General features: G+C 66.2%; 25 protein-coding genes. 12 read left to right on the top strand and 13 right to left on the bottom strand.

What is annotated here, in order from left to right; genetic code table 11:
* Window positions 1–10: 10 nt before the first annotated feature.
* Window positions 11–1,654 carry an ABC transporter substrate-binding protein gene (locus J0X25_RS30365; RefSeq protein ID WP_207287648.1) on the bottom strand — a complete coding sequence of 548 codons (1,644 nt, stop codon included), beginning with the start codon at window positions 1,652–1,654 and terminating at the stop codon, window positions 11–13.
* Between the two features lie 476 nt (window positions 1,655–2,130).
* Between J0X25_RS30365 and J0X25_RS30370 the strand changes: the two genes are divergently transcribed.
* The 7 genes from J0X25_RS30370 (at window position 2,131) to J0X25_RS30400 (ending at window position 10,628) form a co-directional block, all read left to right on the top strand.
* Window positions 2,131–3,903, top strand: a complete 1,773-nt coding sequence (locus J0X25_RS30370) for an ABC transporter substrate-binding protein (protein WP_207287649.1) — start codon at window positions 2,131–2,133, stop codon at window positions 3,901–3,903.
* Window positions 3,904–4,037: 134 nt separating this feature from the next.
* Window positions 4,038–5,096, top strand: coding sequence for an ABC transporter permease (locus J0X25_RS30375; RefSeq protein WP_207287650.1), 1,059 nt, complete (start codon window positions 4,038–4,040; stop codon window positions 5,094–5,096).
* The gene (locus tag J0X25_RS30380) at window positions 5,093–6,832 is read left to right on the top strand and encodes an ABC transporter permease (protein WP_207287651.1); all 1,740 of its coding nucleotides are present in this window, start codon (window positions 5,093–5,095) and stop codon (window positions 6,830–6,832) included. Before J0X25_RS30375 ends, J0X25_RS30380 begins: the two co-directional genes overlap by 4 nt.
* Complete coding sequence (locus J0X25_RS30385; RefSeq protein WP_207287652.1) at window positions 6,832–8,181, top strand: ABC transporter ATP-binding protein; 1,350 nt, start codon at window positions 6,832–6,834, stop codon at window positions 8,179–8,181. Before J0X25_RS30380 ends, J0X25_RS30385 begins: the two co-directional genes overlap by 1 nt.
* Window positions 8,181–9,557 (top strand): ABC transporter ATP-binding protein, encoded by a 1,377-nt coding sequence (locus J0X25_RS30390; protein WP_207287653.1) that lies wholly within the window; start codon window positions 8,181–8,183, stop codon window positions 9,555–9,557. Before J0X25_RS30385 ends, J0X25_RS30390 begins: the two co-directional genes overlap by 1 nt.
* 3 nt (window positions 9,558–9,560) lie before the next feature.
* Window positions 9,561–10,004, top strand: coding sequence for a DUF7555 family protein (locus J0X25_RS30395; RefSeq protein WP_207287654.1), 444 nt, complete (start codon window positions 9,561–9,563; stop codon window positions 10,002–10,004).
* 114 nt (window positions 10,005–10,118) lie between these two features.
* On the top strand, window positions 10,119–10,628 hold the full coding sequence (locus J0X25_RS30400; RefSeq protein WP_207287655.1) for a DUF7529 family protein: 510 nt from the start codon (window positions 10,119–10,121) through the stop codon (window positions 10,626–10,628).
* A 16-nt stretch (window positions 10,629–10,644) separates the two neighbouring features.
* On the opposite strand, the gene hpt is transcribed toward J0X25_RS30400, so the two are convergent.
* The 5 genes from hpt to J0X25_RS30425 form a co-directional block, all read right to left on the bottom strand.
* On the bottom strand, window positions 10,645–11,214 hold the full coding sequence (gene hpt / locus J0X25_RS30405) for a hypoxanthine/guanine phosphoribosyltransferase (RefSeq protein ID WP_207287656.1): 570 nt from the start codon (window positions 11,212–11,214) through the stop codon (window positions 10,645–10,647).
* A 77-nt stretch (window positions 11,215–11,291) separates the two neighbouring features.
* On the bottom strand, window positions 11,292–11,927 hold the full coding sequence (locus tag J0X25_RS30410) for a DUF7344 domain-containing protein (protein WP_207287657.1): 636 nt from the start codon (window positions 11,925–11,927) through the stop codon (window positions 11,292–11,294).
* A 164-nt stretch (window positions 11,928–12,091) separates the two neighbouring features.
* Complete coding sequence (gene coaBC / locus J0X25_RS30415) at window positions 12,092–13,312, bottom strand: bifunctional phosphopantothenoylcysteine decarboxylase/phosphopantothenate--cysteine ligase CoaBC (RefSeq protein ID WP_207287658.1); 1,221 nt, start codon at window positions 13,310–13,312, stop codon at window positions 12,092–12,094.
* 133 nt (window positions 13,313–13,445) lie between these two features.
* Window positions 13,446–14,180: a competence/damage-inducible protein A gene (locus J0X25_RS30420; RefSeq protein ID WP_207287659.1), complete on the bottom strand. Its 735-nt coding sequence runs from the start codon at window positions 14,178–14,180 to the stop codon at window positions 13,446–13,448.
* Window positions 14,181–14,233: 53 nt separating this feature from the next.
* Window positions 14,234–14,977, bottom strand: a complete 744-nt coding sequence (locus J0X25_RS30425; RefSeq protein ID WP_207287660.1) for an FAD-dependent oxidoreductase — start codon at window positions 14,975–14,977, stop codon at window positions 14,234–14,236.
* A gap of 108 nt (window positions 14,978–15,085) precedes the next feature.
* Between J0X25_RS30425 and J0X25_RS30430 the strand changes: the two genes are divergently transcribed.
* Window positions 15,086–15,610, top strand: a complete 525-nt coding sequence (locus tag J0X25_RS30430; RefSeq protein ID WP_207287661.1) for an SRPBCC family protein — start codon at window positions 15,086–15,088, stop codon at window positions 15,608–15,610.
* On the opposite strand, the gene J0X25_RS30435 is transcribed toward J0X25_RS30430, so the two are convergent.
* Complete coding sequence (locus J0X25_RS30435) at window positions 15,607–16,674, bottom strand: M42 family metallopeptidase (RefSeq protein ID WP_207287662.1); 1,068 nt, start codon at window positions 16,672–16,674, stop codon at window positions 15,607–15,609. The genes J0X25_RS30430 and J0X25_RS30435 overlap by 4 nt on opposite strands.
* 145 nt (window positions 16,675–16,819) lie before the next feature.
* On the opposite strand from J0X25_RS30435, the gene J0X25_RS30440 reads away from it, so the two are divergent.
* Window positions 16,820–17,992 carry a thiolase domain-containing protein gene (locus J0X25_RS30440; RefSeq protein ID WP_207287663.1) on the top strand — a complete coding sequence of 391 codons (1,173 nt, stop codon included), beginning with the start codon at window positions 16,820–16,822 and terminating at the stop codon, window positions 17,990–17,992.
* Entirely contained in the window at window positions 17,989–18,384 is a 396-nt protein-coding gene (locus J0X25_RS30445) for a Zn-ribbon domain-containing OB-fold protein (protein WP_207287664.1), read from the top strand. The genes J0X25_RS30440 and J0X25_RS30445 overlap by 4 nt, the downstream gene beginning before the upstream one ends.
* 118 nt (window positions 18,385–18,502) lie before the next feature.
* Here J0X25_RS30445 and J0X25_RS30450 read toward each other — a convergent pair whose 3' ends face one another.
* From J0X25_RS30450 to J0X25_RS30465, 4 genes are all read right to left on the bottom strand, one after another.
* Complete coding sequence (locus tag J0X25_RS30450; protein ID WP_207287665.1) at window positions 18,503–18,793, bottom strand: HalOD1 output domain-containing protein; 291 nt, start codon at window positions 18,791–18,793, stop codon at window positions 18,503–18,505.
* Window positions 18,794–19,028: 235 nt separating this feature from the next.
* On the bottom strand, window positions 19,029–19,973 hold the full coding sequence (locus J0X25_RS30455) for an alpha/beta fold hydrolase (RefSeq protein WP_207287666.1): 945 nt from the start codon (window positions 19,971–19,973) through the stop codon (window positions 19,029–19,031).
* 99 nt (window positions 19,974–20,072) lie between these two features.
* Entirely contained in the window at window positions 20,073–21,170 is a 1,098-nt protein-coding gene (meaB, locus tag J0X25_RS30460; RefSeq protein WP_207287667.1) for a methylmalonyl Co-A mutase-associated GTPase MeaB, read from the bottom strand.
* Window positions 21,167–21,583, bottom strand: a complete 417-nt coding sequence (locus J0X25_RS30465) for a cobalamin B12-binding domain-containing protein (RefSeq protein WP_207287668.1) — start codon at window positions 21,581–21,583, stop codon at window positions 21,167–21,169. The genes meaB and J0X25_RS30465 overlap by 4 nt, the downstream gene beginning before the upstream one ends.
* Before the next feature lie 226 nt (window positions 21,584–21,809).
* On the opposite strand from J0X25_RS30465, the gene J0X25_RS30470 reads away from it, so the two are divergent.
* Window positions 21,810–22,481 carry an HD domain-containing protein gene (locus tag J0X25_RS30470; protein WP_207287669.1) on the top strand — a complete coding sequence of 224 codons (672 nt, stop codon included), beginning with the start codon at window positions 21,810–21,812 and terminating at the stop codon, window positions 22,479–22,481.
* Between the two features lie 66 nt (window positions 22,482–22,547).
* Here the strand turns inward: J0X25_RS30470 and J0X25_RS30475 are convergent, their stop codons facing one another.
* Window positions 22,548–23,225 carry a LysE family translocator gene (locus tag J0X25_RS30475; RefSeq protein ID WP_207287670.1) on the bottom strand — a complete coding sequence of 226 codons (678 nt, stop codon included), beginning with the start codon at window positions 23,223–23,225 and terminating at the stop codon, window positions 22,548–22,550.
* Window positions 23,226–23,321: 96 nt separating this feature from the next.
* On the opposite strand from J0X25_RS30475, the gene J0X25_RS30480 reads away from it, so the two are divergent.
* Window positions 23,322–23,990 (top strand): O-methyltransferase, encoded by a 669-nt coding sequence (locus J0X25_RS30480; protein ID WP_207287671.1) that lies wholly within the window; start codon window positions 23,322–23,324, stop codon window positions 23,988–23,990.
* A 385-nt stretch (window positions 23,991–24,375) separates the two neighbouring features.
* Here the strand turns inward: J0X25_RS30480 and J0X25_RS30485 are convergent, their stop codons facing one another.
* On the bottom strand, window positions 24,376–24,837 hold the full coding sequence (locus J0X25_RS30485) for a hypothetical protein (RefSeq protein WP_207287672.1): 462 nt from the start codon (window positions 24,835–24,837) through the stop codon (window positions 24,376–24,378).
* Window position 24,838: the final 1 nt, after the last annotated feature.

Raw genomic sequence — 24,838 nt, forward strand, 5'->3', positions numbered from 1 at the left:
AGTCGTCGCCTTAATTGAGATACTCGTCGACAATGTGCGCTTCGAATTCCGGATCGACGAACTGCTCGAGGAGCGGGGGAATCGGCGTGTAGGCCGGGCTACCGGCGCCGTGGAACACGTCCTCGACGATCCGGTCGCGCGGGACGAGCATCCCGATTCCGCGGCGGACCTTTCGGTTGGTGAACGGCTCGAGGTAGCACGGAAATCCGAGGAAGTCGACGCCCCCGCTGAGCGTTCGATCGACGACGTACTCGTCGTCCGCCTCGTAGGCCTCGAGCGATCCGTTCGGGAGGCCGATAGTCAGGTGCGTCTCGCCGGTCTCGAGCGCCGCGCGGCGCGAGGATCCTTCGGGAATGATTCGTAGAGTGATCGTCTCGATCGGCGGCGTTTCGGGGACGTCGCCGCTGCCGTCGTACCAGTGGGAGTCGTTGGCTTCCATCCGCCAGAGTCGGCCCTCCTGGTGTTCGACGAACCGGTACGGGCCGGTCCCGACCGGCCGCTGGGAGAGATCGACGCTCCCGTCGGCGACGGCGCTCGGAACGATCGGCACCCCCGAGAGTATCGTTTCCAGGGGTCCGTACGGTCGGGTGAGACTGACCTCGATCCGGTAGTCGTCGAGGATCTCCATTCCGTCGTACCAGTCGTAGACGTCGTGTTCTCGGGGCGTTTCCTCGTACCGTTCGAACGTCGTCCGGACGTCTTCGGCGGTGAACTCGTCGCCGGTGTGAAAGGTGACGCCCTCGCGCAGGTCGAAGCGGTAGGTCGTCTCGTCGATCCGGCGCCAGTCGGTCGCGAGGGACGGCCGAACGCTCCCGTCGAAGTCGACCTCGAGGAGCGATTCGTAGATCAGTCCGGTGACCATGCCCGAGGTGTCGTCGTTGATCGTGGTCGGGTCGTAGCTGCTGATCCCCGTTCCGACGTCGCCGATAAGTTCGTCCTCGCCGGTGGTGAGTTCCGTGTAGACGCCGAGCGTCGGCGCGTAGATCGACGTGTACTCGTCGCCGGTTATCGGATACGTTCGGAAGCCGTCGATAGCGTCGGCCCGGTAGACGACGATCTCCTCGTGTGAGCGGACGAACGAGAACGGCGACGCTTCGACGAGCAGTTCCTGGAGTTCCTCGTAGATTTCGACGCGCTCGTCGGTGTCGGATTCCCTGACGCCGTCCTCGATGAGCCGGTCGACGGCTTCGTTTTCGAAGTGACTGATATTGAGTCCGTTCGGGGCGAAATTGTCGGAGTGAAAGGCGGGATAGACGTAGGAGTGGGGGTCCCAGCCGCCGACGAGTCCCAGACAGATCAGGGCGTTCTCCTCCTCGGCGGCCATACTGTTGACCAGATCGAGATACTCGGTGAACGCGATCTGCCTGAACGATACGTCGAACAGGTCGGTCGAGTCCAGTTCGTTCTGCACCAGCTGCGCCCACCTGACGCGCGCCTCCGTCTCGGAATTCGCGTAGATCGTCGTCTCGACCGGCGGCTCGACGCCCTCCTCTTTGAATCCCTCGTAGATGAGTTCCTCGGCCTCGCCGTCAACGTCGACGTCGCCGCCGGTACTGATACAGCCGGCGAGTCCAGCGATCCCGAGGGCGCCGACTCCCTCGAGAACTGGTCGACGAGGTAGTTGCGTAGAGTCGCTATCGCCAGTACCTGGCATTGCCATCTGGTTGTTATCCCGGTGGCATATTCCTTGTGACTGGGTTATTTTATCACTTCGTCGGAGTAATTCTGTACCGATACTCGTGGAACGAGTGATGACAGGGACGCGGTCGCGCCATCTAGCCGGCTATCTGCCGATGCGCGACAGTCTCAAACGGTTACCCGTTGAAACGAGTGCAGAACTCTCGTTAGCAGCGACCCTGCTGTTCGTCCTGGGGAGCACTCGCGCTTGGCGTCGCCCTCAAACTCGGATTCGCATCTTCCCGCTCCTTCTCTCTTCACGATCGGAATATCAATTCCACCCATATAGTTATCAACCGGTTGTTGGAGTGCTTATTTAATACCTCTACGCGTACAATGAGAGAGATATGCAATGTAAGATTGGATAGTGTAAGCAGTATGGGTACAACGTCTGACACTAGATCCAAAACAAAACAAAAATTTATATAATTCCCGTCACTCATGCCACTCGGTATGTCAAGAGAAACCGACCTCTCGCGACGGACGTTTCTGAAAGCCACTGGCTCCGGTGCCGCGGTGGCGACGGTAGCGGGCTGTCTCACCGGTGATCCGGACGAAGGTAGCGACAACGAACTGAACCTGATTAACTCGACGGTCACGACGCTCGATCCGATCCAGTCGACGGACACGGCGTCCGGCCAGATCGTCAAGCAAGTGTACGAAGCGCTCACGTACTATCCGAACGGCGAAAGCAGCGTGGAGAACCTGCTCGCCGAGGACGTCGAGATTTCGGACGACCTGCTGACGTACACGTTCACGCTCGCGGACGCCGAGTTCCACAACGGTGACCCGCTCACGGCCGACGACTTCGTCTACTCGCTGCGTCGACTGGCCGAATCGCCGAACAGCGAGCGAGCGAACTTCGTCCTCGAAGATACCTTCCTCTCCGTCGAACACGAGGTAGAGGGCGAGGAACTCGTTCCGGACTCGCTCGGCGTCGAAGCGGTCGACGACCAGACGCTGGAGATCCGACTCGAGACGCCCCACCCGAACGCGCTCGAACTGCTCGCCTACGACTCGTTCTCGGCGGTCCCCGAGGGGCTCGTCGGCGATATCGAAGGGTACGACGGCGAGATCGAGCACGACGAGTTCTCGACCGAGACCATGATCGGTACCGGACCGTTCGAGTTCGACACGTGGGAGCCCGACGCGGAGGCCCGCGTCACTCGGTTCGACGACTACCACGGCAGCACCGCCAACGTCGAGGCCGTCCACTGGCAGATCATCGAGGACGACGACGCCGGGTACACGTACGCGATGGAGCGCAACGCCGACATCTTCGGCCCCGGCGGCGGGATGCCGACGGCCCAGTACGACCCGAACAAGGTCGACGCCGAGACGGACGACCTCGGCCGTTCGGTCGGTAGCTACGGTCCGATCGAGAACGGCGATACGGTCGAGTACGTCGGCGTTCCCCAGCTCTCGACGTACTACGTCGCGTTCAACGCGCCGTCCGTACCGCGACCCGTCCGACGCGCGATCGCGTACGTGACTGACCACGAGGAACTCATCGCCGAGGTCTTCAAGGAGCGCGGCGAGGAGGCGTGGACGTTCACGCCGCCGGGCGCGTTCCCCGGCGGACAGGAACAGTACGAGAGCTTCATCGAGGACTACCCGTACGGCGCCAACGAGACGGACCGTGACGCCGCCCGCCAGGTGCTCGAGGACGCCGGCTACACGTCGGACGATCCGTACGAACTGACGCTGACGACCTACGAGTCCGAGGTCTTCCAGGAGTTCGGCCGCCTCACCCGGGACAAACTCTCCGGGCTCGGCGTCGACCTCTCGCTCGAGCAGTCACCGTTCGCGACGCTCATCGAGCGCGGTGAGAACGGCGAGCTCGACTTCTACTCGCTCGGCTGGACGTGGAGCTGGCCGGCGGCCGACTACGGGATGTTCGGCTTCGAGCCGGAGAACACGGACACCTCGCGCATGCCCGAGGAGACGAACGGCTACTACCTCGACTGGCACCGCGAGGACTCCGACGCCTCGGCGCAGGCCCAGGGGGCCTGGGAGCGCGTCGAAGCCAATCCGGACCCCGACGCGCAGGACGTCCGTGACGAAGCCTACCTCGAGATGGAGCGAGCGGTCTGGGACGACGCCGTCATGATTCCGCTGCTCCACGACCTCGAAGAACGGTTCATCTACGACTACGTCGACGTCGAACCGTTCGGTGCGATGGGTGCCTACCAGCAGCGGTTCAACAACGTCTCGCTGGACGAGTAGTGCCGCTCATCGAACGTCGTCGATCGTGACGACTATTTAACCATTTCAGGCAATAATAGAGACGCTTATAGTACTCGAATGATCCAATATTTGCTAGTAAGAGATATGAAACGATTATGGGCGGGTGATGCGTCGTGAGCCGATCGCGATACTTCCTTCGGCGGCTACTGCTGTCGATTCCCGTCGTGCTGTTCGGACTCACGATCACGTTCGTCATCGTTCGAATGGGGCCGATCGATCCGGTCGCGGCGATCGTCGGCGAACAGGGGGGTGCCGTCAGTCGGGCGAATATCGAGGCGCGGCTCGGTGTCAACCAGCCGCTTTGGCAACAGTACACCGACTACATGACCGACATGCTCACGTTCAACCTCGGTCAGTCCTGGGTCATCCAGCCGGGGCGGAGCGTCTACAGCCTCATCGGGACGTACGCGCCGCGGACGCTCTGGCTCGGCTTCTGGTCCGTGTCGATCGCGCTGTTCGTCGGTATTCCGCTCGGCTTCTACGCGGGACTGAACCCCAACACCGGCGGCGACTACTTCGCCTCCTTCGGCGGGATCGTCTGGCGCGCGATGCCGAACTTCTGGCTGGCCGTGATCATGCTCGCGCTCCTGCGACGGTCGTACTTCGGCTTCGACTGGCGGAGTTTCGGGATCGATATCGGGAGTCTCGTCGGGCAGCCGCCGCTGGACTTCTTCCTGATCACCGAGTGGACCACGATCGGGGTGCTGAGCGTTCCGGTCGGCTTCTACGTCTCGGGGACGACGTTTCTGCAGGCGATCAAACAGGTGCTTCCCGCCGCGGTCGTGCTGGGATCGGCGGCGATGGGTAACGAGATGCGGATCGGTCGGACCGCGGTCCTCGAGACGATCAACTCCAACTACGTCGAGACCGCGAAGGCGAAGGGGCTATCCGACCGGGTGATCGTCTGGAAACACGTCTTCCGTAACGCGTTGATTCCGCTGGTTCCGGTCATCACGAACGAGGCGTTCCTCCTGATCGGCGGCTCGGTGATCGTCGAGGTCATCTTCGGCATCAACGGTCTGGGCTACCTGTTCTATCAGGCGTCCATCCAGGCCGATCTGCCGCTCGTGGGATCGCTGATGTTCGTCTTCATCGTCCTGATCGTTTCGATCAACATCCTGCAGGACCTGCTGTACACGATTCTCGATCCACGCGTGGGGTACGACCGATGAGCATGAACGAGTTCGACGATACGACGCTCCGTGAACGGATCGCCGACAACCCGCGACCGGCGCTGCTCTGGTTGGGCGGCGTGGTCGCCCTGATCGCACTCGAGTTCGGCCGGTTCGCGGGCGGACTCCTCCGGCTCGGCGAAGTGAGTCGATTCACGATCGAGGGCCTGGCGGCGACGCCGCGCTGGGTCGCCGGCGCGGTCGGCGGGGGGCTCGCGTCGGCCGGCGACGCGGTCTCGCTGGTCGGCAGCGCGCTCGCGTTCCTGCTGACGGCGTTTCTGCTGCTGCTGGTCGCCGCCGCGATCGTCAAGTCGCTGTTCGTCCCGTGGTCGCTCGCCGATCGGCTCGGCGTCGAGCGGGGAACGGGTATCGACGACCTCCTCGAGCGCGGTCTGATCGCCCTCGTACTCGGGCTGGCAGTCGCGCTCGTCGCGCTGACGCCGGTCGGCGGCATCCTTGAGGCTGCGTTCGGGCTATTCGCCCGCGGTCTGGAGGCGCTGAGTTCGATCCCGACGATAACAAGTCGGGAAGTGATTCCGAACCAGGGCCACCAGACGGTCGACGGCGGCTGGGAGGGGACGTTCCTCGGACTCTCGCCGGCGTGGGCCTGGGCGGTTCGCGTATTCGTCGTCTTCGTTTACGCGTTCGTCTGGCTCGGCTGGTTCTGGAAGGGATACGAGATCTTCCGCGAGCACTACCGGGAAGCCGACTGGACGCCCCGCGACGACAGCGTCAATCGGCTTCGAACCCACTACTGGGGACTGTTCGGGTTGTTCACCGTGTTCGCGTTCGTCGTGCTGGCGCTGTGGGCGCCGGCAGTCAGTCCGGTGACCGCCGAGGCGAACATCTACAGCCCGTACGAACACGAGATACAGTATCTCGGCGACGGCTCTGTCGAGACGACCACCCACGGCGAAGCGAACATGGACTCTCGTTCCCAGGGCGGTGATACCAACGTCGGGATGATGAGCTACGACCAGTACGACCGGTTCCACCCGCTCGGCACGAATCAGGACGGGAAGGACCTGTTCACGATGCTGATGTACGGAGCGCAGGTCTCGCTGGTGATCGGCCTGCTCGCGACGGTGCTTCAGGCGGTCGCGGCGACCGTAATCGCGCTGATAACCGCCTACTACAAGGGGCTGACCGACCTGCTGACGATCATCGTCAGCGACTCTATCATGTCGCTGCCGCGGTTGCTGGTCGTCCTCCTGCTGTCCGTGCTGTTCATGGAGGCGAATCATCCGATCGCGGGAATCTACGACGGAGGCTTACTCTTGGCACTGATATTCGCAGCGACGGGCTGGCCGTTCCTCTGGCGAGCGGTCCGCGGTCCGGCGCTACAGGTAGCGGAACAGGAGTGGATCGACGCGGCGAAGAGTTACGGCCAGACGCCGGCGGCGACGATGCGGAAACACATGTCGCCGTACATCGCGGGCTACATGCTCATCTACGCGTCGCTGTCGCTCGGCGGCGTCATCATCGGGGTCGCCGCCCTCTCGTTCCTCGGGTTCGGCGTTCAGGCGCCGACCCCCGAGTGGGGGCGGATCGTCTACGAGGGGCGTCCGTACGTCTCGACGTCCTCGTGGCACATCGCGACGTTCCCCGGACTGATGGTCGTGTTGCTGGTGACCGGGTTCAACGCCCTCGGTGACGGGATCCGCGACGCCATCGATCCGCAGAGCGAAGGCGGCGACGAGGGTGCGAGTGCCGCCGCAACCGGAGGTGGTGGCTGATGGCGGCGAACGACCGTTCCGGCCTCGACGCCCCCATCCTCACCGTTCGGAACCTGCAGACGGCGTTCTTCACGGACAAGGAAACGATCCGGGCCGTCGACGGAGTCAACTTCGAGATCACGTCCGGTGAGACGACCGGCATCGTCGGCGAGAGCGGCTCGGGGAAGAGCGTCACCGCTCGTTCGATCATGGGACTGGTCGAATCCCCCGGCCACGTCCTCGAGGGTAGCAGCATCCGGTTCAACGACATAGAGACGGTCCGCGACTTCGCCGAGCGGTTCCCCGACCGGACCGTCGACCTGACGCGGATCGCTGACACCCACAACGCGTCGTCGCTGTTCGAGCGCGATGGCGTCAACGCGTCGCCGTCGGCGTTCGAATACGAGTCGGTCGCGGACGCGAGGTTCGAAGATGTTATCGGCGGGTACGGCGCAAAACTCGGCCTCGTCGACGACGACGACTGCATCTTCGTCACCGAGGGCAACCCCGACGATCCGGAGTCGATCGTCGACGGCTTCGTCGAGATCACCCGCTGCTCCGGCGAGGTGCAGCGAGCGATGCGCGGCGGACGGATCGCGATGGTCTTTCAGGATCCGCTCACGAGCCTCAACCCCGTCTACACGGTCGGCAATCAGATCGAAGAGGCACTCGAGCTCCATCAGGGGCTGAACGGCGCCGAGGCGACGCAGGAGGCGATCGAACTGCTCGAGGCGGTCGGGATCCCGGACGCGCGTCGGCGCGTGGGCGAGTACCCCCACCAGTTCTCTGGCGGCATGCGCCAGCGTGCCGTTATCGCGATGGCGCTGGCCTGCGATCCGGAGGTGCTGATCTGCGACGAGCCGACGACCGCGCTCGACGTCACCATCCAGGCCCAGATCCTGGACCTGCTCGCCGAACTGCAGGAGGAGCGTGATCTGGGCGTCATGTTCATCACCCACGACATGGGCGTCATCGCCGAGATCTCCGATCGCGTCAACGTCATGTACGCCGGCGAAGTCGTCGAGACGGCCGACGTCGAGCGACTGTTCGCCGAGCCGAAACACCCCTACACGCAGGGGCTGTTGCGGTCGATCCCCGGTCGACAGGCCGGCGAGAAACTCGAGACGATCGAGGGGACCGTACCGACGCCGAACGAGCCGGCGACCGCCTGCCGGTTCGCACCGCGGTGTCCGAAGGCGTTCGGAGACTGCGAACGGGTCCACCCCGACCAACTCCCCGTCGACGAGGGGGCGCCCGATCACACGGCCGCCTGCTTGCTGTACGACGAGCGCTACGAGAGTCAGTCGAGCGCGGACCCAGCGGAACCGCGATCGGATCGAGACACGCGATCGACACGAGGTGACGACTGATGAGCCAGGACGCCCTGCAGACGAACGCAGTCGAATCGACCCCCGACGAGGACGTGATGGTCTCGGTTCGAGACCTCCGGACCTACTACGAAGACGGCGGCATCTTCGGCGGCACGCCGGTCAAGGCCGTCGACGGCGTCAGCTTCGATATCAAACGCGGCGAGACGCTCGGACTGGTCGGCGAGTCGGGCTGCGGGAAGACCACGCTGGGACGAACGCTCCTGCAACTCGAGTCCGCGACCGGCGGCGAGATCCGATTCGACGACGTAGACATTACCGAACTGTCGGGCAGCGATCTCAAGGAGTGGCGTCGGAACGCCCAGATGGTGTTTCAGGACCCCGACTCGAGTCTCAACGATCGAATGACGATCGGCGAGATCGTGCGCGAACCGCTGGACGTCCACGACTGGAAGACCCCGCGCGAGCGGCGTCAGCGGGTCAAGGAACTGCTCGATACCGTCGGCCTCCAGCGCGAACACTACTACCGGTATCCCCACCAGTTCTCCGGCGGTCAGCGCCAGCGAATCGGTATCGCGCGGACGCTCACGCTCGAGCCGGACTTCATCGTCCTCGACGAGCCGGTGTCCGCGCTGGACGTTTCGGTTCAGGCCGAGGTGATCAACCTCCTCGAGGAGCTTCAGGACGAGTTCGACCTCACCTACCTCTTCATCGCCCACGACCTCTCCGTCGTGCGCCACATCTGCGATCGCGTCGCGGTAATGTATCTCGGAAACATCATGGAAATCGGTCCGACGGAGGAGCTGTTCGCAGACCCCGCGAACCCGTACACGCAATCGCTGCTCTCGGCGATTCCGGAACCCGACCCGACGGCCGAGAAGGAGCGGATCACTCTGCAGGGGACGCCACCGAGTCCCCGGTATCCGCCCGCGGGCTGTCCGTTCTCGACGCGGTGTCCGGCCCGGATCCGGCCACCGGAGTACCAGGACCTCGACAAGGAGCTCTGGACGAAACTCGACACCCTTCGCGAGGTGCTCCGCGAGCGCGAGCGGGCCGAACGGTCGATCACCGACCGAATCCGGGAACTGCTCGGGAAGGAATCGCAGATCGGGACAATCGACGAGGTCTACGACGAACTCTTCGGCGAGTACTCCGTCCCGTCTGACGTGCAGTCGATTCTGGAGGAGGCCGCTGAACACGCTCGACAGGACCGAGAGGGAGAGGCCCTTGAGGTCCTCCGAGCGGAGTTCGGTAGTATCTGTGAGGGGGTCGACAGGAACCGCGACGAGGCGGACGACGCCGAACCCGTCCAGCCGGAGTACCACGTCGTCAGCAGCTCCGACCGTCGGAGCCTCTGTCACCGGCACGAGTCGGAGTATCGGGATCCCGGGCAGGTACTCGACGACCGCCACCGCTGATCAATGTTCCCCAACCGCCCGTCGAACGACCAACTGAGAACGTGGGCGCTCGTCTGGCTCGACGCGCTCACGTACGCGGTCGCGCTCGCCTTTGTGGTGGCCGTGGGGGCCATCGTGCTGGGCGTCGCGACCGGCGGCGGACTCGTCCGCGCGAAGTACGCGCTGTTCTTCGCGGGGTTTCTCCTGATGGGCTACGCGTCGGTTCGACTCTGGCCACGTTCGCCCGCCGACTTGGAGCGGACCACCGCCAGGGGCGTTGCGGGGGGTTCGATTCCGGAAACGGCCGACGAAACGCGCTTCCAGCGGCTCGTCCGGGCGACCCCACCGATCCGCTGGGTCGACGGACCGGATCCCGAAAAGCGGATGACGCCGCCGGGAAAACTCTTCCTTGGAAGCCTCCTCGTCCTGCTGGTCTCGTATCTCATGGAGAGCTTCTTCGGGATCTGAGACGGCGCAGCGGACGCACGCTCCCCGTCGCGTCCCGGCGAGTAGCGACCGGCGAGCTGCGATCCGTCGCTCGTCGTGAAAAGAGTTATCCCACTCGTGTACCCATGGATCCCTATGTCACGTATCGGAGACGACGGTACCGTCGAACCGGGCACCACCTCGGCGACGAAACAGGCCTGGGTTCAGACGAACGAAGACATGACGGCACTCGCCGAGCAGCGACGCGACGAAGGGTGGGAGACGGTCGCGATCCCGGCGGCCCACACGGCACCGCTGAGCCGAGACGCCGGGAGGGACGATCGGTTCGGTATCGTTCACGTGATCCCCGGCAACCACGCCGACGCGTTCGCCGACGCCTTCGAGAACCGCGAGTTCCCGCGGTACGAAGCCTACCGGAACGAGGTCGGGCAGGCGGTCTTCTTCGTTACCGAACTGTTAGACCCCGAGACGTCGACTGCGATCCTGCTGGCCGGCCAGTACGAATTCCAGAACGCGCCCGGCATGGTGAACGCAGCCGAAGCGGAGGGATGTCTCTACACCCACGTCGAGACGCTAGACGGGACGATTCTCGGTTCCTTCCGACACGACGAGTACAAGCCGCTGATTCCGGACCGGATCCGGTAGCGTAGCGCCGCGACGCCTACGAGTCCCCGTCCTCGTCGACGATGACGACCTCGCCGTCGACCACGTCGACGTTGATCAGCGTCTTGACGTCGTAGCCGGCGTCGTCGACCTTGTTCTCGCCGCCGACCTTCTTGATGACCGCGACCGTGTCGACGACCTCGGCGCCGATCTCGTCGAGGGCCTCGAGGACCGCCGCGAGCGTGCCGCCCGTCGAGAGGACGTCGTCGAGCACGAGCACGCGCTCGCCCTCGCGGACGTCGTTGATGTACATCTCGTTCTCCGAGTAGCCGGTCTTCTGGGAGATGGCGACTTCGTCCTCGAGACCGTACTCGCGCTTCCGGATGACGGTCAGCGGGATGTCGGTCATCAGCGAGACGGCCGTCGAGATGTGGATGCCCATCGCGGCGGGCGTGACGATCCGATCGACCTCCTCGAGTTTCGCCTTCCGGATGATGCGGATGACGATCTCCCGGAGCAGCGTGGGGTCGAGTTTCGGGACGCCGTCGCTGATCGGGTGGACGAAGTAGTGATAGCCGTTTTTCTCGATGATCGGGGCCTCGAGAAGCGACCGCTTCAACTGATCCATGTCGTGGGTCTGGTCGACGCGGAGTAAAAGTTGACGATCACGGGCGACCGGCGTGGGGCTCGCTCACACGGGCCGGGTCACTTGTCGGCGTAGCTGAGTTCGGGCGGCTGATCGCCGTGTCCGAGTCGCATGTTTCGCTCGTGGTAGATGTGCAACGCCGCCGTCAGGGTGAACGTCACGGCGATGACGGCGGTCCACGTCAGGTCCGACAGCACCGTCAGGGGATAGATATCGAGCCACAGCGCGGCGACCAGCGCCGAACTGATCGCGCCCAGCGAGAGGTATAGCTCCCGCCAGGCGAACTCGTGGCCGGGGACGATCTCGAGGTAAACGCTGATGTCGCGCGCGCGGTCGGTTCCCCTGATGACCCCCGCGTCGGAGTCGAACTCGAGGATTCCGGCGGTGTCCATCTTCGGGAGGTGGGTCTGCTGGAGCGTCGTGTAGACGCGCTTTCGCTGTTCGGGCGTGACCTCCTCGAGGGTCGTCTCGTACTCCCAGGCGGCGACCTGCTGAGCGAGGTCGCCGAGTTCGACCGGCCGGCTATCCTGTTTCAGATACTGGAGCACGTACCGCCGGCGTTGGTTGCGCAACACCTCGAAGATCTCGCCCTTCGAGAGCGCGGTGTCAACTTCGCCGTCGCCATCGTCGCTGCCGTCGCTACTGTCGCCACCGTCTGACCGCTGTCGCTGTTGTTGCTGAGCCACCTGAATCACCTCGAATCGCTCGCCGAAAACGAGTGAGAGCTGTCGGTGGCCGTGGGGAGGACCGAAACCAGAATCGAAACTGAAACTGAAACTGTTCGCATACCTATTAATTCGTGGCACGAACGCCACCTATATAATTCTCTTGACGCGGGGTCGGCAATTTGGGTCGCGGGCTACCCGTTCGCGTCGCCGCCGATCGCCGCGATCGAGTCGGCGATTTCGCCGGCCAGCCCCGCCTTCGTCCCCTCGTAGCGGGCGGCGTCCTCGGCGTGAACGAGCAGCGCCGTCGTCCGATCGGCACCCATCACGCTCGCGTCGTTGGCGACGACGAAGGCCAGCCCCGCGCGCTCGAGCGCGGTCCGGGCCTGCTCGATCATCGCCCGCTCGTCGCCCGAGGTCTCGGTCTTGAAGCCGACGATCGGCAGCTCCGGTCGCTCCTCGCGGATCGTATCGATGAGTTTCGGCGTCGGCTCGAGCGCCAGCGAGAGCTCCTGACCCGAGCGGATCTTCTCGTCGCTGCCCTCGACGGTGTAGTCGCCGATGGCGGCCGCCGAGACCAGCGCGTCGGCGTCGGCGCAGGCCTCGCGGGTCGCCTCGAGCATCTCGCTCGCGCTCTCGACGTTCCGAACGGTCGCGTAGGGGAGGTTGCCGTCGCCGTCGATCTCGAGCGAATCTCCGGTCCCGGTTATCGGTCGCGGGCCGACGACGCCGTGGACCAGCGTGACGTCGGCGCCCCGGACGTAGCAGGCCCGCGCGACGGCCCGCCCCATTTTCCCCGACGACCGGTTAGTGATCACACGGACCGGGTCGATCGCCTCGGCCGTCGCGCCGCTGGTGACGACCACGCGCTCGCCCTCGAGCGACCGGTCGCCGGCCGCGCGAGCGACGTCGCAGACGATCGCCTCCTCGCTCGCGATCTTAGCCTTCCCCTCCTCGAGACGCGGGTCGACGAAGTCGACACCCCACTCCGAGACGGTGTCGATGGCCTCGAGGACGCCGGGGTGGTCGTACATCGGCTCGTGCATCGCGGGCGCGATCACGACGGGCGTGTCGGCCCCGAGCGCGGTCGTTGCACAGGTCGTTACGGGCGTGTCGTCGACCGCGCCGGCGATCTTGCCGACCGTGTTCGCCGTGGCGGGCGCGATCAGGAAGACGTCGGCCCACCCGTCGTACCCACAGAGGTCGACGTGCTCGACGCTCCCCGTGATCTCGGTGACGACGTCGTCGTCGGTCGCGAACTCGACGGCCCAGGGGTGGATGATTCCCTGCGCGCTGTCGGTCATCACTCCGCGCACGTCGGCGCCCTGGCGCCGCAACTCGTGGGCCAGTTCGACCGTCTTCACGGCCGCGATCGACCCCGTCACCCCGAGCGCGACGTTGACTCCCTCGAGCATCGTCTGCTATTCTCTCTCGGAGTATGTTAAGCGTAGCGAGGCGTCGTCGGCCGCCGTCTCGATCGAAGCGCACGATCGCGCACCGGCTCCGCGTGGGCCACCGTGTTGGGGTGGCACACTGTGCCGGGGACCGCTATTCGTCTGCACCCAGTTCGACCCGTTCGGAGAGCCACTCGAGGGCCGCGTCGACGGTCTCGGGATCGGTCCCGGTCACCTTCAGCCGGTTTCGCCGTTCCGTATCCGGATAGCTGCCGATCGTCACGTCGAAGCGTTCGCGAGCGCCGGCGATCGCGTCGACCACCGACGCCTCCGGCTGGGGCGTGTAGACCGTCCTCGAGACGGCGTCGCCGCTGAACTCCCCGGCGACCTGCTCGAACAGCGCCTTCAGCTCCGCGGGCACGCCCGGGAACGCGTACGCGTTCTCGATGACGCACCCGGGACAGAGCCCTTCCGGATTGAGCAGCGGTCGACTCCCGGCGGGCAGCGCCGCCCAGGCGTCGACGTCGAAGTCGAGTTCCGCGGCCGCGACCGAGTCTGGGTCGATATCCCGGTAGTCGGCGACGGTTTCGAGGACGTCCCGACGGACGGCGTCGTCGACGACGAGTTCCCGTTCGAACGCGTCCGCGAGGGCGTCGACCGTGACGTCGTCGTGCGTCCCGCCGAGGCCGCCGGTCACGATCACGACGTCGAGGGCGGCCGTCCACTCCCCGATCGTCGCCGCGATCCGGTCACGGTCGTCCGGGAGCGTGAGGATTCGATCGACGGTCGCGCCGCTGTCGGTCAGGCGCGTCGCGAGCCACCGGGCGTTCGTGTTCGCGATATCACCGGCGAGCACTTCGTCACCGACGGTGAGAATGCCGACTTCCATCGGCCGAACCGACGCGCGCAGTCGTCAAAAGGGTGCGGGCGCCGCCGGTCGGCTCAGTCCTCGTTGCGCTCGACGCTCGGGTGCATCGTCGGCCGCTCGTCCAGCGGTTCGGCGAACGCCTCGAGCATACGCTCCCGTGCCCGCTCGTCGCGCTCGCGGCGTTCCGCGTCGTCGATCTCCTCGCAGCCCGGCGGCACCTCGCGGCCACGGCCGGTGAAGTAGCCCTCGGGCGCGACCCAGTCGTGGTAGAAGTTCGCGTCCGAATCGTGGATTACCGCGAGGCCGACCTTCGCGCCGTGACCGGCCGCGACGATCGCCTGGTGGGGCTCCTCGGCGAGTCGGCCGGCAGCGTAGACGCCGTCGACCGCCGTGCGGCCGCCCTCGTCGGTATCGACGAAGTGCTTGCTCCCGCGCTTGATTCGGCCCACGTCGAGCGGAACGAGGTACTCGCTGTCGGACCACGAGGCGGCGATCACTCGCCGCGCCTCGAGCGGCTCGCCGCCCTCGGTCTCGAGGACGAACCCCTGCTCCAGGTCCGTTTCGTCTACCGGTTCGACGTGAGTCACGCGCCCGAGTTCGAACTCGGCGCCGGCGTTGCTGGCCTGTTCGCGGGTCAGTTGCAGGTAGCGCCGGGCGTCGACGCCGTCCGGGAAGCCGGGATAGTTCTCGAGGCTGGCGTTGCGAGCGAGGATCGACTCCCCGCCGTCAATGACGATGGTATCCAGACCCGCGCGGGCGGTGAAGATCGAAGCGGCGAGGCCGGCGACACCCCCGCCGACGACGCAGACGTTTCTCATGCGGCGTCCGTTGCCCGCCGCGAGTATAGAAGGTAACCCCGGCGTCACACCGACCGATTGAACGACGAGAATGCCAATCCTTACTTTCGGATCCGTCGTACGGCCGCCGTGGACAGAATTCTCCTCAGTACGCTCGCCCACCGCCCGCCCGAGGAGGTCTTTCCGTACGTGCGGTCGTTCACGGACTACCCGCGGTACACGGAGCACCTCACGGAGGTCCGCGTTCACGGCGACGGCGACGTCGGCTCCGTCTACGACCTGCAACTGGCGTGGTGGAAGCTCAACTACACCGCCCGCTCGGAGGTGGTCGCCATCGACGCCCCGGAATCGCTCGAGTGGCGACTGGTCAACGACATCGACGCCCGCGGCCAGTGGCGCGTCGAACCGGAGCCGGAATCGGCGCCCGAGGGCGTCGAGACGGCGAGTCGGATCTACTTCGAGGCGGTCTACGACCCCTACTCGGCCGACGAGAACGCCATCTCGTTACCGCGATTCGTCTCGCTGGACTGGGTCGTCGACAAGGTCGAGCCGAAACTGCTGGGAGAGGCCGAGACCGTCGTCCAGCGACTCGTCGCGGACATCGAGGGTGAACAGCGTCGAGACGTCGAGTTGACGGTCCACGAGATGCCCTAGAGCGTGTAATCGTACTCGCCGTCCTCGCTCTCGAGGAACGCCTCGAGCAGGTCGATCGTCGCGGCGACGTCGTCGACGTGGGCGGTCTCGGTCGGGGTGTGGAGGTATCGCGTCGGGATCGAGATCGCACCGACGGGTTTCGCGCCGGCCGACCCCTGGAAGCCGGCGGTATCGGTGCCGCCGGCCGGGAGGATCTCGTGCTGGTAGTCGATCGCTTCGTCCTCGGCGACGGCCTGTAGCCGTCGGTGGACCTTCGGGGACGTGATGACGCTGCCGTCTTTGAGCTTGATCGCCGCGCCCTCGCCGAGGTCGGTGACGTGATCGCCGGCGTCGAAGCCCGGGACGTCGTTGGCGACGGTGACGTCCAGCGCGAGCGCGAGGTCGGGGTCGACGTCGACGCCCAGCGCGTGGGCGCCGCGCAGGCCGACCTCCTCCTGGACCGTCGCGCAGAGGTGGATCGTCACGTCGGGACCGGTGAGTCGGTCGGCCGCCTCGAGCATCGCGAACAGGCAGATCCGGTCGTCGAGGGCCTTGCCGGTGATCGTCTCCCCGACCAGTTCGGTCGTCTGGTCCATCGTCACGAGGTCGCCTGGCGAAACCCGCTCCTCGAGTTCCTCGGAGGGGAGGCCGACGTCCACGACAACGTCCTCCACTTTCGGGGTCTTCTCGCGTTCCTCCTCGCTGAGGGTGTGGGGCGGCGGCGAGCCGATGACGCCCGGCAGGTCCCCGTCGTCGGTGTGGATCGTCACGCGCTGGGCCTTGAGGATGCGGGCGTCCCAGCCGCCCAGCGCCTCGAGTTCGACGAAGCCGAACCCGTCCTCGTCGCCCGTCACGTGGCGGACCATGAAGCCGATCTCGTCCATGTGAGCGGCGACGGCTACGGAAAATTCCGAGTCGCCCTCGAGCGTCCCAACGACGTTTCCCATCGCGTCCGTCCGAACGCGGTCGACGCTGTCCTCGAACGCGTCGATCACGAGTTCGCGAACGCGGTCCTCGTAGCCGGGGACGCCGCTCGTCTCCGTCAGTTCGGTGAGAAACTCCAGATCGAACGGGGCGGATGTCATACTCGTCCTTGTGGACGGTTTCGTTATAAACTCGCGGGTAGCGGCGCCGTCCCCGGTACGTCGGCGCGATTCCACCCGGCCTGCCCTGATCCGTTGCCATATTAACCGCGGAGTATTAACGGGCTGAGGCGCTAGACCTGTCTACATGAGTAACGTACGTGTCGCAGGCGTCGGCCTGACCCCGTTCGGGAACGCGCCCGAGCGGACCAGCCGGGACCTCTTCGCGGAAGCGAGTATCTCGGCGTTCGAGGACAGCGGTGTCTCTCGAGACGACGTCGACGCCCTCCTCTACGGCAACTTCATGGGCGAACTGTCCGAACACCAGGGCCACCACGGACCGCTGATGGCCGAAGCCGCGGGCGTGCGGGCGCCCGCGACCCGCTACGAGTCCGCCTGCGCCTCGAGCGGAACGGCCGTCCGCGACGCGGTTATGCGCATCCGCAACGGGGAGGACGACGTCATCCTCGTCGGCGGCGCCGAGCGGATGACCAACCTCGGCACCGCGGGCGCGACGGAAGCCCTCGCCATCGCCGCGGACGACCTCTGGGAGGTCCGCGCGGGGATGACCTTCCCCGGCGCCTACGCGCTGATGGCCCAGGCCTACTTCGACGAGTACGGCGGCGAACACGAGGATCTGGCCCACATCGCCGTCAAGAACCACGAGAACGCCCTGAACAACGAGAAGGCCCAGTACCAGAGCGCGATCGAGGTCAGCGACGTCCTCGAGGCGCCGCAGGTCTCCTCGCCGCTGGGGCTGTACGACTCCTGTCCGATCTCGGACGGCGCCGCCGCCATCGTCCTGACGAGCGAGGAGTACGCCGCCGAGAACGACGTCGACGCCCCCGTCGCGATCACGGGTACCGGCCAGGGCGGCGACCGCATGGCCCTGCACGACCGCGAGTACCTCGCGCGCTCGCCCGCCGCCCGCGAGGCCGGCTCGGAGGCCTACGCCGACGCCGGGGTCGACGCCGCGGACGTCGACTTCGCGGAGGTCCACGACTGCTTCACCATCGCCGAGGTGCTCGCGATCGAATCGCTGGACCTCTTCCCCGTCGGCGAGGGTATCTCGGCGGCCCGCGACGGGCGGACGACCGCCGACGGCGAGACGCCGATCAACCTCTCGGGCGGCCTGAAGGCGAAGGGCCACCCGGTCGGCGCGACCGGCGCGTCCCAGATCGCCGAGGTCGCCACGCTGCTCTCCGGCGACCACCCGAACAGCGCGTTCGTCGAGGACGCGTCGACCGCGGTCGCCCACAACGCCGGTGGTACCGTCGCCAGTGCGACCGTCCACGTCTTAGAGGAGGTGAGCGACCGATGAGCGAGAACGAATCCGAGACGCGAGACGCCGGCTTCGACGAGTGGCTCGACGCCGCCGAGGAGGACGCGGCGTACTACCTCGAGTGCCCGAACGGCCACGGTTCCCTGCCGCCGCGTCGCGTCTGTCCGGACTGCGGCGCGACCCATCTCGAGGAGGCCCAGTTGCCGGAGACGGGCGAAATCCAGACGTTCACCGTCACGCACGTTCCGACGCCGGCGTTCGAGGAGGACGCGCCGTACGCGACGGCCGTCGCCGACTTCGGCCCCGTTCGAATCACGGGGCAGGTCGTCGGCATCGAACTCGAAACGATCGAGAACGGCCTCGAGGTCGAACTCGAGGTCACCGTCTCGGAGACGACGGGCGAACGCGTGCTCGGGTTCAGTTCGGTTTAGGCGGTTCCGTCGTTCCGGCAATTCTGACGAATCTAGCGGCTCCGGTATTCTGACGTTTCCGCCAGTCCCGGTGCTGGCGGCCACCGGTCGGCACCTTACGGGACGGTGGTCGAACGAACTACGGGCTGCCGTCGTGGTGAATCACGATGCGGCCGTCGTCGCAGATATCGACTGCGTACGTCTTCTCGGTGACGATCTCGAAGGAAACGACCGTGGTCCCGTCTCCGGTTCCGTCGCCGACGAGCGAGTCGAGCGCGGTCGGATCGACGTAATCGTGCAAGACGAACCCGCCTTCGGTGGGTAACTCGGTCGGATCGACGTTCTCGATCGCACAGATCGATTCGACGAGGGCGATGCTCGCCGGATTCTCGCGCCCGTACTCGCGCTCGAGGACGTGTGATAATTGCATTGGTAGGCTGGAAGTGTCGTTTGTTACCGTTGAACACGGTACAGGGTTGATACGTTACTCGCGGATCTGACGGAAGATGCCTCTGCACGCACTAGCAAAGGCCAACTGTGTAGGAAGAACAACTATAACAGACCGCCGTCACCGCCCTCGTTGCTGTTGGCACACCGACACGATCGCGACCACCGACACGATCGCGACGGTGGAATCGCGCGCCAGTTCCGGCCGGTGAGCTGCGTCAGTCCCCGACGTTCGCGTCGGCGTGTAACAGCTCCGCGGTCAGGTACTCGAGGAACTTCTCGGGGTGTTCGGCGTGGGGAAGCTGGGTCGCGTAGTCGATGACGACCAGATCCAGGTCGGCCGTCTCCGCGAGCTCTCGGCCCTCGCGCAGCGGGACGAGTTCGGCGTCGCGACCCCAGACGAGCGTGGTCGGCGTCTCGAGGGCCGTCAGTTCTGTCTGTAGATCGAAGTCCGGATCGAGCGTGCCGCTGCTGAACGAGGCGGGCGCGTAGCGGGCCCCCGGCTGGTGGGCGCTTCGCCAGGCGTAGTCGACCGCCTCGTCGTCGATCCGCGAGGACTCGTAGTAGCCGTCGCGGTCGTAGAAGTAGCGGATCGACGGCTTGCTCGCCAGCAGGTTGAACAGCGTCGTGCCGACGATCGGCGTCCGAAGGAGGGTCCGTACCCACGGCCGTTCGTCGATCGTCTGGTCGGTCGGACAGATCAACACGAGTTGCTCGAAGTCGCCCTCGGCGGCGGCTTCGACGGCGAACGAGCCGGTCAGGGAGGAGGCGACGACGATCGGGTCGTCGGTGACGTCGGCCGCGAAATCGCGAACGAACTCGGCGTAGAGGGTCGCCGAGTAGACCAGCGGCGGTCGCTCGGAGCGACCGAAGCCGGGGAGATCGACCGCGAACACGCGGTACTCTTCGGCGAGGCGCTCGACGAGCGATTCGAACTCGTGGCTGCTCGCACCGGCGTGAATCCCGTGCAGCAAGAGCATGTCGGGATCGTTCGGATCCCCCGCGACCGTGTAGGCCGTCTCGATGCCGCGCCAGCGGTAGGTCCGCTCGATTCCGACGAGCGGGTTCTCGAGGTCGCCCGCGCGCTTTTTGAGGAGGCGATTGCCGAGCACGGCTGCACCGACGGTTCCGACCGCTGCACCGAGGACTGTTCGGGCTTTCATGGACGGGCGTACGGTGGCGACGGCCTTAGGCGTGCGGTTGCCGTTCAGGATCTGCCCGCAGCGCAGCGACCCGCGTTCGCCGCCCCGGTCTCGAGACTGCTAGTCCTCGCCGCGATTTCCGTTCCCGGTCTCCAGTTCGTCGATGCACTCCTCGACCGGCGTCAGCAGGTCGTCGGCGATGGCGTACGGATCGGTCTCCCCCTCGCGGACGGCCTCGGCGAGGTCGTCGATCCCGCCGGCGGCCTCGAGGCGGTCCTCGAGCACGGCGTGGACGTCCTCGCGCAGCAGCGTCCGGATCTCCTCGGCGTAGCGTCCGCGGACCTGCTCGGCGTGCTCGCCGGAGTCGACGAGGTACTGGCGGTGGTTCGCGAACTCGTCGATGAGTTCCTCGACGCCGGTGCCCGTCGTGGCGACGGTCTCGACGATGGGCGTGGTCCAGCCCTCGGGTTCCGCCTCGTCGGCGTCGTCCTCGGGGTCCCAGTCGTCGTGGGCGTCGATGACTTCCTGGCTGTGGTGGCCGCCGCCCCCGCCGGCACCACCGCTCGTGCCGCCCCCGTCGTCGAGCTGGATCATATCCCGTAACTCCTGCACGGTCCGGTCGGTCCCGTCGCGGTCGGCCTTGTTGACCACGAAGACGTCCGCGATCTCGAGGATCCCCGCCTTGAGCGTCTGGATCTCGTCGCCCGATCCCGGCGGGACGAGCACGGCCACGGTGTCGGCGGTCCGGACGATGTCGATCTCGTTCTGTCCGGCGCCGACGGTCTCGATGATGATCTTGTCCTTGCCGAAGGCGTCCATCGCCTTGACGGCGTCCGCGGTGGCCGTCGACAGCCCCCCGAGCGTCCCGCGCGCGCTCATCGACCGCACGAAGACGTCCATGTCCCCCACGGTGGAGGCCATCCGGATGCGGTCGCCCAGCACCGCGCCGCCGGTGAAGGGCGAGGAGGGGTCGATCGCGATGATGCCGACCGTCTCGCCCCGGTCGCGGTAGGTCTCGGCGAGTTTGTCGACCAGCGTCGACTTCCCCGCGCCCGGCGAGCCGGTGATGCCGATCACGTCGGCCTCGCCGGTGTGGGCGTACAGCGCCGAGACGAGCTCCCGGTAGCCCGGGGCGCGGTTCTCGATCTTCGAGATGACCCGGGCCAGCGCGCGGTGTTCGCCCGCGAGCAGGCCCTCGAGTAACTCGTCGTCGCTCATCGCTCGGGCGCGTTCTCGCGGACGAAGTCGATGGTCTCCGCGACCGACGTCCCGGGGCCGAAGATGGCCGAGACGCCCTGAGCCTTCAGTTCGTCGCGGTCTTCCTCGGGGATGACGCCGCCGGCCAGCACGAGCGTGTCCTCCTTCGCGCCGTACTCCTCGAGTCCGTCCATGATCTTCGGGATGAGCGTGTCGTGGGCGCCCGAGAGGATGGAGATGCCCAGCACGTCGACGTCCTCCTGGACCGCCGCCTGGACGATCTCTTCGGGTGCCTTGTGTAGCCCGGAGTAGATGACCTCGAAGCCGGCGTCGCGGAACGCTCGCGCGATAACGTGGGCCCCCCGATCGTGGCCGTCGAGACCGACTTTGGCGACGAGACACCGGATCGACTCCTGCTCCTGTTCGCTACTCATACCCCTCACTTCCCCGGCCGCCTCTTTGACTCTAACGGAAAATCGTGGCATTTGCCGCTCGGCGGGCACTCCGCGAGGCGAACCGAACGTCACCCCGGCAACGCGGGCGCGAACCTATCAGCGAGCGGGATGGATCGACTGGACCAACGTGAACCAAAGGCTAAAGAGCGAAACGACCTAACATTCCGCTAATGACTATCGTTCGTTTACTGCGGAGGGATCTCTCGTGGGCGTCGAAATAAAAGAGACCAGGGTACCCGACGCCGAGTTCGAGGAGATGAGGGGCTTCGTCTTCGAGTACCTCGCGGCCAGCGTCGAGAAGGAAGAGGAGGGCGGTCGCATGCGCTGGTACCCCTGGCACTCGGCGGAGTACCGGCACAACCACATCCTCAACGTGGTCGACCTCGCCGAGGAGATCGCCCGTGAAGAGGGCGCCGACGTCGACGTCACCCGCGTCGCCGCGCTCTTCCACGACGTCGCGAAACTCGAGACCGATCAGGAACTCCACGCCGAGGCCGGCGCGCGGGTCGCCCGCGAGTACCTCGAGTCGCGCGCGGACTACCCCGAGTCGTTCATCGACCAGGTGTGTCGCGCGATCGAACACCACTCCTACCAGGGCGACCTGACCGACCTGGCCCTCGAGACCCAGTGTCTCATCGAGGCAGACCTGCTCGACAAGGTCGGGGCCAACGGCACCGCGCTGATGCTGTTGCGGATGGGCTACGAGGCCCGCACCCACATGGACACCGACGAGATGGTCGATCGCGTCCTCGAGCGCGGCTACGACGCCGCCTCGCGGGTCCAGAGCGACACCGCCGAGGGGATCGCCCACCAGCGGCTGAAACGCGTCAAGTGGTTCCGCGAGTGGCTCGAGGACGAGATCGCCGCGATGGGCTGACGGCCCGTCCACTCGAGGGCGTCGAGCAATTCGAGCCTCAGGTTCGTCCCACGAGCGGCGCGTACCCTAGACGAACCGGAGCGCCCCGACCGCGAGGAAGAGCAGTCCGAACCCGACGAGCACGACGGCGCTGAGCGCCGCGACCGCGGGCGCGAAGGCGTCGACGCGACGCCGGGCCGCGACCATCGTGGCGGGGTAGGCCGTGATCCAGATCGCAATTCCCGCGAAGAAGCCGACGAGCAGCGACGGCGATCCGGTCTCGACGACCAGCACGCCCTCGAGCGCCGCGCCGGCGCCGGGGACGTGGGAGAGCACGTCGAGCGTTCCGGGCTGGAGCAGGCCGACGCCGACGGTGAGCCAGAAGCCGATCTGGTAGGGGTTGGTCAGCGAGAGGACGAACGTCTTCCGGAACCCCTTCGCGACGCCCTGACCGTCGCCGGTGAACGAGGCGGCGTCTCTGGCCTCGCGGACGGCGCCGACGGCGAAGTACAGCATCAGGAAGCCGCCGGCGAGGTAGAGCGCGGGCCGCACGGCCGGGGAGCGATCGATCACGGCGATGGCGCCGCCCAGCGCGAGCACGAAGAACAGCACGTCCGCGGACATCGCGCCGAGGCCGGCCCGGAAGCCGGCCCCCCAGCCGCGGACGACGCTCTCCTCGGCGATGATGGCGTTCATCGGTCCCGGCGGCGCCGCGAGGGCCAATCCGAAGACGACCCCCGCGAGCGCGGTGGTGAGTAAGGCCACGGGTCTCGGCCTCGAGTCGTCGCCCGGTCGTAAAAAGCGCAGTGAATTCCTCGCCGACACGCCGCCTTTGAGGTGCTCGAGGCCGTAGCCGTCCGTATGGTCGACGTTCTCACGGACGACATCGCCCGGTTCGTTCGCGCGGTCGGGCCGGACCCCGACGAGACGCTGCGCGAGATGGACGCCTACGCCGAGCGGGAGGACTTCCCCCACGTCGGGCCCGAGGCCGGCGCCACCCTCCGGTTTCTCGCCCGCGCGACCGACGCCGAACGGATCTTCGAGTTCGGCTCGGGCTACGGCTACTCCGCGTACTGGATGGCCGACGCGCTCCCCGCCGACGGCGAAATCGTCCTCACCGAGGTCGACGCGGACGAACTCGAGTTAGCCCGCGACTACATGGCCGCCGGCGGCTACGACGACCGCGCGCGGTACGAACTCGGCGACGCGCTCGAGACGATCGAGGACTACGACGGCCCGTTCGACGTGGTCCTGATCGACCACCAGAAACCGCGCTACGTCGACGCGTTCGAAGCCGTTCGCTCGACGGTCCCCGTCGGGGGCGTCGTCGTCGCGGACAACGCGATCACCGCGGGCCCCATCGAGTTCGACAAACTGCTCCAGTGGGCGGAGGGTGGCGACCCAGAGGATGCGAACGAACACACGCGCGGGATCGCCGACTACCTCGAGCGCGTCACGAGCGACCCCGACTTCGAGACGATCGTGCTGCCGCTCGGCGAGGGGATCGCGGTCAGTTATCGAATCGAGTGAGTGTCGGTATCGGGACCTCGAGTGACGAGTCGGGTCTTTGGGACCGCTCGCGACACTCGCATTCACTCAATGCTGGCCGAGGTCAGCGCGTGCCGAATGGAGGTGTCAACGTGCGGTGGCGCGCGCTGTTGATCGCCCGAGCGAATGCGAGGGCGATCAGCGATAGCGTGCGAGGTCTTCGCGAGTATCACGAGCGAACGGCTTGGAAGACGCACAGCGTCTTCCAGTGGATGAGCGAACGACCGTAGGGAGTGAGCGAATCGGCTGGGGAGGACGTGGCTACTCCCTGTTGCCACGATGGCAGAAACGCTCGTGTTACCGACGTTCCCCTCCCATACAGTCAGTAAAATCTAAATGAAAATTCGAAATCCGCGCCGAACGACCGTTATCGCGTCGAGTACTCGGACTCGCCCTCGAGCACCCGATCTTCGGGCGTGTCGCCGCTCGAGGTGGCGCCGTACTCCCGGAAGCCGAGGAACATCGTCGCCGCGCAGGCGATCAGCAGCGTCGCCCACGTGATCGCGGTCAGCGACCCGACGAGCGTGGCGTCGTGCCCGGGAACCGCGGCGGCGACCGTCTCGAGGCCGATCGCGTGGAGGCCGCCGATACCGAGGAAGCCGACCCAGAACGCGAGCGCGAGGGTGGCGAGCGTGCGCCGGGAGACCCGGGTCGCGTACTGCGCGACGCAGTAGACGCCCGCGATGGCCAGCGCCGTCGCGCCGAGCGTCGGTGCGATCGAATCGACCGCTCCGGTCGCGACGCCGGCGACGGCGAAGCAGGCGAACGATACGGCGAGCAGCAACCGATCCGAACTGGTGCTGGTTGGTGTCGGAATCACGTCGTGCACC

The sequence above is a fragment of the Haloterrigena alkaliphila genome (assembly GCF_017352155.2).
GTDB lineage: Archaea > Halobacteriota > Halobacteria > Halobacteriales > Natrialbaceae > Haloterrigena > Haloterrigena alkaliphila.